A 6,730-nucleotide genomic window follows, 5' to 3' on the forward strand; every position below is an offset into this window, starting at 1 on the left:
CAGCGGTAGGGGATGTACTCCAGGATCGCGGGGACGGGATCCTGGTCGGAGGACGCCGGCCGCCAGATGCGGGCCGCGAGGCGGGTTCCGTCCGCCACGGGGATGGTGACGTTCTCCTCTTCCTTGGTCTCGTACGGAAGGTCGTTCACGTAGCGCAAACCGGGTGCTCCTTAGTGGTGCGGTGGTGACGGTGGTTCAGTCGTTCTTCGTGTCACGGCCGCCGGGTTCGGCGTCGGCGAAGGTGAGGCCCAGGGCCGCCACGCACTGGTCGTATTTGGCCCGCATGTCCTCCTCGCTCTGCCCGCCCGTGAAGATGTGGGCCAACTCGTAGCTGTAGCTGTCCTGTTGGGCGATGTCCGACAGGCGCTGCCCCTCCTCGACGGTCACGTCGATGCGCACTCCCGGAATGCGGCGCTCGATGCTCTCGATGTCCTTGCGGGAGGGGACGTCGTGCACGGTGGCGTCGGCGAACCAGCGGTAGTACCACTTGGCGGCCGTGGCGTACTTCCCTTTCCGGTGGGGCAGTTGGGGGTCCTCGCCCAGGGCGAGGCTCAGCATGCAGTGGTGGTTGGGCACCCCGTCGACGTAGTCGAACATCTCCGCGTGCGACTGGGAGTGACGCGGGTTGATCTCCAGGAGATTGAGGACGTCGGTCCGCGGGTCGTAGAAGTACTCGATGCTGAAAGTTGCCGCGTTCATGCCAATCTGGAGCATGACCCGCTCCGACACGTCCCGCAGCCGCTCCAGGACCGGCCCGGGCAGAGCGGACGGGTACTGGTGGCGCAGGAAGCAGGGCGAGTCCGGGTACTGGATCGAGTCGAGGATGCCGTAGACGGTGACCTGCCCGTCGTGGACGTAGCCCTCGACGGCGAGCTGGATACCGCCGAGCTCTCCCTCCGCCAGGCACACCTGACCGCCCACGTCGGCCATTTCCGGGGGCAGTTCGACGCGGTCGAGTATGTCCTCGAACGGCCGCCCGATACGGCCCATCCCCTCACGGATGCGGGCAGCCGCCTCGGAGAACTCATCCTGGTCCCCGACCCCGTACGCCAGTTCCGACGAGTAGGACAGCGCGGGCTTGAGCCACATCGGGAACTGCATGCCTTCGGGAGGCTTGGGGTCGGCGCCTTCCATGTCGACCCGGCCGAAGGGCGGATGCGCGTCGGTGACCCGCTGCTGCTCCAGGCGGCTCCAGTACTTGTGCTCGCACTTGACCACGGACTCAAGGCTGGTGCTGCGCGTGCCGTAGCGCTCGGCGAGGATCGGCACCAGCGTGCTGACCGGGAAGTCCCAGTAGCCGACGATCGCGTCGATGTGGCCGTCGAACGCGTCCAGGACCCGCTCCGCGTCGGCGAGCAGCCCGGGGACCGACACCTCGCCGTTCTGCAGCTCTTCGACGGTGAGGAGCGGGTGGAATACGTAGTCCCGGGCGCCGGGGACGGCGCGCAGTGTGGGCAGATTGGCCTCGTCGAGGCCCAGTACGAAGATGTTGCGCGGCATGGCGCCCTTTCTCCATCGGGGTGCCCGCAGCTGTTCCGCTGGGCGGCAGGGATGGCCGCGTACCCGGGCTGCGGGGGAGCAATCGCCGCCCCGCCTCACCGCCGGTCCCCGCCCCGCGACCGGTACCTTCGGGCGGTCGTGGCACGTGTGCGGCACGGGGCAGCGGGCACCCGGGGGAGACGAAAGTCGCGGGAGCGAGCTCCGAGCACCCAAAGGAATCCATGAGGCCACAGGTGTGTCCGGTCGACCGGCACCGTCACCGTGCGTCATCACCCGAGTGGTGGCCGGTGCCGGAACAGCGGAGTGTGGTGAGAGGGCCAGAAGCGAGCGGGTCGCGTGCCGTGCGGCCCATGACCACCGGAGGTGAGTGATGGTCGCGCCTACGACCGTCCCGGCTGTCCCATGGCACCTGCTGACCCTCCCCGGTGTCTACGCGCCGCAGGACGACACGGATCTCCTCGCACGCGCCCTGTGCCGCGAGGCCATCGGTCCGGACACGGACGTACTGGACCTCGGCACCGGCAGTGGCGCGCTGGCCGTCCACGCGGCGCGGCTCGGCGCCCGGGTGACGGCGGTGGACATCGCCCGGCGTGCCGTCCTGACCGCCCGCCTCAACGCGCTGGCGACGCGGCAGCGCATCACCGTCCTGCGGGGCGACCTGACGGCGGCCGTCCCCGGCCGGTCCTTCGACGTCGTGGCGAGCAATCCCCCGTACGTTCCCTCTCCCTCCGTGCGGCTGCCGCGGCACGGCGCGGCCCGCTCCTGGGACGCGGGACAGGACGGCCGCGCGGTGGTCGACCGGATCTGCGACGCGGCCCCACAAGCGCTGCGCCCCGGAGGCGTGCTGCTCATGGTCCACTCGGCCTTGTGCGACACGGACGCCACCGTGCGCCGCCTGACGGAGGCCGGCTTGCGGACCACGGTCGCCGACCACGCCCTGATCCCGTTCGGGCCCGTCCTGCGCTCGCGCCGTACCTTCCTGCGCGGGCGGGGCCTGCTCGGCGAGGAAAACCCCGGGAACGACCGTAACGGCCGGACCGATGAGCACATGGAAGAGCTGGTGGTCATCCGTGCCGAACGCACCTGACCCCGCGCGGGCCGCACGCGAGCAGCGGCCCCGCCGCGTCACCATCGACCCCGAAGGCCCCCTGCTCGTCGAGGGTCCCGTCGAAGTGGTCGGCGACGACGGCCGGATCATCGCTTCCCGGCGCTTCACCGCCGCGATCTGCACCTGCCGCCGCAGCCGGACCTACCCGTGGTGCGACACCAGCCACCGCCGCCGCGTCAGGGCGGACGACGAGACCGAGCCGGAGACAGACACCGGCACCGCCACCGGCACCGACCAGGACTCCGAGGGGGAGGAATCACCCGATGCCCGCTGACGACCAGAGCCCTCCCCCGCACGACGCTCCCCCCGAGTCACGCCGCACCAGCCCGCCCCTGCCCGAGCCCCGCGGCTCCCTGTCCCGCCTGGTCGTCGACACGCTGCGCGCCGGGGGCAGTCCGGGCCCGCTGCCCCTCGACACCCACGACGCCGACCCCTACGGCGACGACCTCCAGCTCGCCCTCTATCTGCTCTACGAGCTGCACTACCAAGGCTTCGACGGGGTCCGCGAGGACCTCGAATGGGACCCCGAGCTGCTCGGACTGCGCCGCGCGCTCGAAGGCCGCTTCCTGCACGCGCTGCGCGCCAACTGCCGCTCCACGGACAGCGCCGACCGCGCCCTGGCCGACCTGCTCGTGGAGCCCGTCGGCCACATCCGCACCAGCGTCAGCCACCACCTCCAGCACGACGGCGCACTGTGGCAGCTGCGGGAGTACGCCGCGGCCCGCTCGCTGTACCACCTCAAGGAGGCCGACCCGCACGCCTGGGTCATCCCGCGGCTGCACGGCCGGGCCAAGGCGGGCATGGTGGCCGTGGAGTTCGACGAGTTCGGGGCCGGTCGCTCCGAGGACATCCACGCCCGGCTCTACGCGGATCTCATGGCGGACCTCGCGCTGGAGACGGCGTACGGGTACTACCTCGATGCCGCGCCCGGCGAAGTCCTCGCCACGGTCAACCTGATGTCCCTGCTCGGCCTGCACCGGGCGCTGCGGGGCGCGCTGGTCGGGCACTTCGCCGCCGTCGAGGTGACCTCGTCGCCGGGCTCGCGGCGCCTTGCCAAGGCCATGCGCAGGAGCGGCGCGGGACCTGCGGCCGAGCGGTTCTACGACGAGCACGTGGAGGCCGACGCGGTCCACGAGCAGGTGGTGCGCCGTGACGTGATCGGCGGTCTCCTGGCGAGCGAACCCGGCCTGGAGACCGACGTGGTCTTCGGCATCGAGGCCACGGGCTTCCTGGAGGACCGCCTGGGTGCACGGCTCCTTTCCGCCTGGCGCGAGGAACGCAGCGCCCTGCGCGTGCCGTTGCCGGCCGCGGGCTGACCCGACCGGACGACGAGCCCCGCTCCCCCGGGCCGTCAGGCGGGCCCGCGCACCCGGCCGATCTGGGCCAGCGCATCCGGCAGGCTGGCAGGACGCAGCGCCCCGCGCACGGCGGGACCCGCCCAGCCGGGTCCGGCCAGCATGACCGCGGGACGGCCGCGGGCGCCCCGTACCCCCCAGCGGGTGTCGGCGATGTGCCGGGCCAGCGGGACGCTCGCGGTGGAGCGGGCCTGCGCCCACAGGACGACGACGGCCGGGCCCGTCCTGCGCACGGCGGACGAGACCGCCTCGACCGGCACCGCCGCACCGAACATGCGCTGCGGGATGCCCAGTTCGCCCAGGGCCGCGCTGAGCGCCTCCAGCGGCAGGCAGTGCTGTTCACCCGGTACACAGGCCAGGACGAGGGGCGCGTCCGCGCCCGGCGCGCCCGGCGGGGCCGGGTCCTTCGGGTCGGCGGCACAGCGGTGCAGGGTGCGGGAGATGTGCCAGGACAGCAGGTGCTCCACCTCCACGTAACGGTCCCCGGATTCCTCCCACTTGCGGCCCACGGCGTGCAGCGTCGGCACCATCAGCTCCTGCCACGCGGTGACCAGGCCGTGGCTCTCCACCGCGTCGGCCAGCAGGTCCTGCACGGTGGGCGCGTCGAGTCGTACGGCGGCGCGTGAGAGCCCCTTTCGCCTGCGGACCATCGCGTCGGGCGACGGCTTCGGCGCCGCAGGTGCGGACCGCCTCGGCCGCGGCACGGCCACCGGGCCGGTGACGGACCCGTCCGCCCCATCGGCCGCCGTGGCGGGATCGAGGAGCTTCAGCGCCTGGTGGGCGGCCTCGGCCGGCGGCATCCCCGCCGAGGTGAGGCGGCCCATCTCCGCGAGGACGGCGATGTCCTGCTCCGACCAGCGGCGGTGGTGGCCGGGATCGCGCCGGGCGGGACCCAGGCCGTACCGTCGGTCCCAGGTGCGCAACGTCGTGGGTGACACCCCCAACCGCCGCGCCAGAGCACCGGTGGTGACTCCCGTACCGGCCGACTCGCCGTCCTGCCCGCGGTGTTGCCCCTCGCTCATCCGGCCACGATACGACGCACAAGCGATGCGAGTTGCCGTGCGTGAGCGGCTGTTCCCAGGATGACCGGATCGCGGCCAAGGCTACGGCGCGAGTGCCCGTTTCCGTTCGGTCGTACGGCGATTCGCGATCGCCGGGAGGAGCTGACGAAGCGTCGATGAGCACACCGGTGACCACCGATCCGGCCGGGGGCCTGGCCGGTGGTGACGAAGCGACCCTCACCGCGGCGTACCGCCGCTGGGGGCCCCTGGTGCACGTCCTTGCCCAGCGCGCGCTCGGCGACAGCCGTGAGGCCGAGGACGTCACCCAGCAGGTGTTCCTCGCCGCCTGGCGCGGCCGGGCCGCCTACCGGCCCGAACTCGGCAGCCCCGGGGCCTGGCTGACCGGTATCACGCGGCACAGGATCGCGGACGCGCTGGCGGCGCGCACCCGCCGGGCGGCCCTCGTAGAGGGAGCCGGGGCGCAGTACGCGACCCTGGACCACCGCGCCGCGGAGGGGATGGACTCGGCGGTCGACCGGACGCTGATGGCCCAGGAACTGGCCAGGCTCACGGCCGCGCAGCGGACGGTGCTGCGGCTGGCGTTCTACGAGGACCTGACCCATCCGCAGATCGCCGAGCGCACCGGCTGGCCGCTGGGCACGGTCAAGAGCCACGCCCGGCGCGGCATCAGCAGTCTGCGGGCCCGCCTTGCGGACGACGCGGACGACGCGGACGACCGCTGAAGATTTTTCGCTGCCGCTGCATCCGCGCACCCCCTACGGGCCGAAGCAAGGGGTAGCTCAGCTCGTCAATGACCGTCGTATGCCTGAGGCCGGCAGGGCCGCCCGGACCCTGCTCCCTGTTCGGCCTCAGCGGAGTCGGTGCCGCTGAGGCTGTCGCCGTTGCCCCCGAAACGGCGGCCGGGCGGACTGTGGGTGGCGGCTGTGTCGTCGCCGCCACCCGCAGTCGCGGCTCATCCGCTCTTCATGGATCAGGATGCCGCGCGGCGGTCAGGCCGCGTAGCCCTTCGGCGGGATGAGGGTGGCGAGCTGGTCGAAGGAGAGCCAGTAGATCTGGTTGCCGCCGAAGGAGGCGGGGTCGGCGATGAGGACCGTGCGGTTCGCGTCGTCGTAGCCGATCACCGTGAAGTAGTGGTAGATCGTCTGGTCCGGCGGATAGCCGGGCGGCTGGTTGCCGGGCGGGGCCACGATGTTGGTCACCAGCGGGTAGTTGTTGTCGATGTCCAGGACGATGTCGTTCCACAGCAGGTCCTTCTGGGCCTGGCTCGGCGGATCGTTCGGCATCTCCTTGGACTCGTACCAGCCGGTGCCCAGGTTGGCGTTGAGCACGCCGGTCACCTGGCTGATGTGGTCGGTGCCCGCCTCGGTGGTGCCGAGCTGCGCGGCCAGGGCGCCCTGGCTCGGCGCGGCGATGCGTGCGGACAGGGCGATGCGGGTGGCGGCGGGGCCGCACCAGTAGCCGGTCTCCTGGACCTGGTAGTCGACGGGCAGCGTGTGGGCGCTGCGGGTCTGCGCACCGCCGACGCGCAGCCGGGTGCCGGGCTCGTTCTGTCCGCTGACAACCGCGGTCCCGGCCTTCGAGCCGTGGTCGAGCACCGACACACCGGCGGGGGGTGCGGGTTCGGCCCGGGCGGCGGCCGGCGTGACGAGGGCGCCGGCCGCGGCTACGGCGATCGCTGTGGAGACAAGTCTCTTGCGCATACGGGGCATACGGGCTCCTGGCGTGAGGGGTGGGAAGTGCAGGGG

Annotated in this window: 8 protein-coding genes; 4 read left to right on the plus strand and 4 right to left on the minus strand. The window is 72.3% G+C overall.

All coding sequences use genetic code 11. The annotated features are described in order from the left end of the window. Window positions 1–158 (minus strand): CocE/NonD family hydrolase (locus tag ACQKIP_RS33620; RefSeq protein ID WP_427745017.1); only part of this gene is annotated, 158 nt, incomplete at its 3' end. Window positions 159–195: 37 nt separating this feature from the next. Continuing rightward, on the minus strand, window positions 196–1,500 hold the full coding sequence (locus tag ACQKIP_RS33625) for an ATP-grasp domain-containing protein (RefSeq protein WP_427745016.1): 1,305 nt from the start codon (window positions 1,498–1,500) through the stop codon (window positions 196–198). Window positions 1,501–1,870: 370 nt separating this feature from the next. Between ACQKIP_RS33625 and ACQKIP_RS33630 the strand changes: the two genes are divergently transcribed. From ACQKIP_RS33630 to ACQKIP_RS33640, 3 genes are read left to right on the plus strand one after another with little or no spacing between them, the layout of a single operon-like run. Then, on the plus strand, window positions 1,871–2,587 hold the full coding sequence (locus ACQKIP_RS33630) for a HemK2/MTQ2 family protein methyltransferase (RefSeq protein ID WP_365867209.1): 717 nt from the start codon (window positions 1,871–1,873) through the stop codon (window positions 2,585–2,587). After that, window positions 2,571–2,882, plus strand: a complete 312-nt coding sequence (locus ACQKIP_RS33635; RefSeq protein ID WP_365867211.1) for a CDGSH iron-sulfur domain-containing protein — start codon at window positions 2,571–2,573, stop codon at window positions 2,880–2,882. The genes ACQKIP_RS33630 and ACQKIP_RS33635 overlap by 17 nt, the downstream gene beginning before the upstream one ends. Continuing rightward, window positions 2,872–3,924: an iron-containing redox enzyme family protein gene (locus ACQKIP_RS33640; RefSeq protein WP_365867213.1), complete on the plus strand. Its 1,053-nt coding sequence runs from the start codon at window positions 2,872–2,874 to the stop codon at window positions 3,922–3,924. Before ACQKIP_RS33635 ends, ACQKIP_RS33640 begins: the two co-directional genes overlap by 11 nt. A gap of 35 nt (window positions 3,925–3,959) precedes the next feature. Here the strand turns inward: ACQKIP_RS33640 and ACQKIP_RS33645 are convergent, their stop codons facing one another. After that, window positions 3,960–4,985, minus strand: coding sequence for a MerR family transcriptional regulator (locus ACQKIP_RS33645; protein ID WP_365867215.1), 1,026 nt, complete (start codon window positions 4,983–4,985; stop codon window positions 3,960–3,962). A 155-nt stretch (window positions 4,986–5,140) separates the two neighbouring features. On the opposite strand from ACQKIP_RS33645, the gene ACQKIP_RS33650 reads away from it, so the two are divergent. Further along, window positions 5,141–5,707, plus strand: a complete 567-nt coding sequence (locus tag ACQKIP_RS33650; RefSeq protein ID WP_365867217.1) for an RNA polymerase sigma factor — start codon at window positions 5,141–5,143, stop codon at window positions 5,705–5,707. 267 nt (window positions 5,708–5,974) lie between these two features. On the opposite strand, the gene ACQKIP_RS33655 is transcribed toward ACQKIP_RS33650, so the two are convergent. After that, a complete protein-coding gene (locus ACQKIP_RS33655; protein WP_365867219.1) occupies window positions 5,975–6,685 on the minus strand; it encodes a C39 family peptidase in 711 nt (236 codons plus the stop codon). Between the last annotated feature and the right edge of the window lie 45 nt (window positions 6,686–6,730).

Origin of the sequence: Streptomyces sp. NPDC059900, from assembly GCF_050270335.1 — a bacterium.
In the GTDB taxonomy this organism is placed as follows: domain Bacteria; phylum Actinomycetota; class Actinomycetes; order Streptomycetales; family Streptomycetaceae; genus Streptomyces.